Genomic DNA, 2,174 nt, shown 5'->3' on the forward strand with positions numbered 1-2,174 from the left:
GTGAAACCTCGCGGCTCCGCCTGCAGATACCGCCGCTTCGCGACGGCCTAAAGGCAACGCTACAAATGGCCGCTGTCGTTCGTCCGCCACAGATGACCCAGAGGGTGATTATCTCAGTCCATGGCGTATCCGTGCATAAGGTTACGCTGTCGGGCAAGCAACCCATGACCGTCTCGTTCTTCATTCCGCACGCAGCTTTTTCGAACGCCAGCACGTTCGAGATGACGTTTGACTATCTCGACGGGATCCCGCCCAGCAAGGCCGCCAGCAGCATTTACAAACGCTCCATCAAATTGGTGTCGTTTCGACTGGACGCCGTTTAAGTATTATCGCCGCTGGCGGGAGCGGTTGCCCTGCCGACCGGGACGGCGATCGGCAAAAACCCACCGGTCAAGGACGAAGAAATTGATGGTGGGAACGAGCAGGCACGTAATCAGGACGGGAACGACGAGCGGCAAGCCCAGCTTCACCGTCATAAGTGCCGGCGCGCCATAGGCAATGGCAAAGCCTGTTGCCGCCAGCAGGAGAAAACGTGGCGCTGCGGTTCGATGCGACCGGCCCGACACGAACGTCAGGTATTTGTGCGCGAGATACGAAAACAAGGTGGCTGCGGCATATGCCCCAAGCGAAGCCTGGATGGGCGTGAAACCGAGCAGTTGCGATTTGGAAAAAGCGGCAACCAAAGCGGCATACAGAATTGTGGCAGAGATGCCGACCATGCCGAAGCGTGCCAGCAGCGTGAGCGCGTCGTCGCCGGGAGACAGGTGCTCAGGCACGCGCACTAGACACATACTGTGCTCCCAACGGCAGGCGGGCGAGCATGCGCTCGACTTTTCGGGCAAACGGTCTGCCTGACGGCAGCAGCAGGAAGTGCTCGGACCGGATGTTCGTGAAGCCTGTCATCTGCAAGAGTGACGCTGTTTTGGCTGCGCTGAGCAGCACGGCATCTCGGTCGAAGGGACACCGGAACACAGCCAGACGCGTCAGCGGGTTATAGGGATTATGCTCGATGATGCAGGCGACACCGCCCGGGCGAAGGACGCGCCGCATCTCGCGTACGAACGCAAGCCAGGAAGCTGGCGGTACATGATGGACGACGCAGCTGGCGAAGGCCAGATCGAAGACGCCGTTGTCGTATGGGAGGGTCAGGCTGGAGCAGACCTTGTACATGACGCCAGGATTTTCCTCCCTGGCACGCAGGATGGAGTCCGGCGAGATGTCGCAGCCGTCCAGGGACGCGAAGGCGCCTTTGAGAAATGGATGGAGAACGCCTACGCCGCAGCCGACATCAAGCGCCCGCACACCCGAGCCATCAGGGCCCAGCCCTCGTTCAACCACAACGCGTCGCAGAAACTCGGCCTTGGCCTTAAGAAAGAAGTCGTGCTTAAGCCCCGAAAATCGGATCGATCCCTGGACTGTCTCGTCATAGATCGATCTATAACTGTCGAAGAGTTCGGACATTGGCCGGCACTCCAATCCGGGATTTTCGAGACGATCGTCGGTTCTTGACGGGAACGGCAGGCATCGCCCGGTCGAAGCCGGTGAGGCGATCGATCACGTAAAGTGGGCGCCGTTTCACTTCAGCGTGGATGCTTCCGACATACATCCCGACTACGCCGGTCATGAAAAGGTTGATGCCGCACAGGAGCGATACAATCATCACGGTCGAGGTCCAGCCGGCAACAACGCCGGTTTCAAAAGCCCAGGCATAAATTGCAAACGCACCAAAGGCGACGGCCAGCGCAGAAATGGCCAAGCCACCCCAGAGCGCCAGGCGCAGCGGCCGTTCCGAGAAGCTGACGATGGCGTGAGCAGCAAGATGCACCATCTTCCAGAATGGATATTTGGTCTGGCCAAGGGCTCGTGCTGGACGTTCGAACGGCACCGCCGCCTGCTTGAATCCCATCCAGCCAAACATGCCCCTGACGAAGCGATCCTGTTCGGGCATCTGTCTGAAAGTTCTCAGCGCTTTGGCGCCGACCAACCGGAAATCTCCAACGTCGCGCGGAATGTCGACGGTCGTCATCTTTTCCAGTAAGCGATAAAAGAGACTTGCCGTGAAGCGCTTGAACAAAGATTCGCCTTCGCGTTTAACGCGCCGGGCATAGACAATCTCGAAACCTTCCTTCCACTTCGCCACCAGATCGAGGACCACCTCGGGTGGGTCTTGGAGG

General features: G+C 59.1%; 3 protein-coding genes and 1 pseudogene. 1 reads left to right on the forward strand and 3 read right to left on the reverse strand.

What is annotated here, in order from left to right:
- Positions 1-323, forward strand: a pseudogene (locus EN914_RS32940) (hypothetical protein); the annotation flags it as partial.
- Positions 324-326: 3 nt separating this feature from the next.
- Here EN914_RS32940 and EN914_RS32945 read toward each other — a convergent pair.
- From EN914_RS32945 to EN914_RS32955, 3 genes are all read right to left on the reverse strand, one after another.
- The gene (locus EN914_RS32945) at positions 327-776 is read right to left on the reverse strand and encodes a GtrA family protein (RefSeq protein ID WP_224673146.1); all 450 of its coding nucleotides are present in this window, start codon (positions 774-776) and stop codon (positions 327-329) included.
- The gene (locus tag EN914_RS32950; RefSeq protein WP_024504659.1) at positions 769-1,461 is read right to left on the reverse strand and encodes a class I SAM-dependent methyltransferase; all 693 of its coding nucleotides are present in this window, start codon (positions 1,459-1,461) and stop codon (positions 769-771) included. Before EN914_RS32950 ends, EN914_RS32945 begins: the two co-directional genes overlap by 8 nt.
- A partial coding sequence (locus EN914_RS32955; RefSeq protein ID WP_127389566.1) for a glycosyltransferase occupies positions 1,436-2,174 on the reverse strand: 739 nt, incomplete at its 5' end. The genes EN914_RS32955 and EN914_RS32950, both read right to left, overlap by 26 nt.

The sequence above is a fragment of the Mesorhizobium sp. M7A.F.Ca.CA.001.08.2.1 genome (genome assembly GCF_003998455.1).
In the GTDB taxonomy this organism is placed as follows: Bacteria; Pseudomonadota; Alphaproteobacteria; order Rhizobiales; family Rhizobiaceae; genus Mesorhizobium; species Mesorhizobium ciceri.

Bases quoted from the DNA above. Each gene is read 5' to 3' on its own strand.
- EN914_RS32950 (WP_024504659.1), bottom strand. From the start codon at position 1,461: ATGTCCGAACTCTTCGACAGTTATAGATCGATCTATGACGAGACAGTC.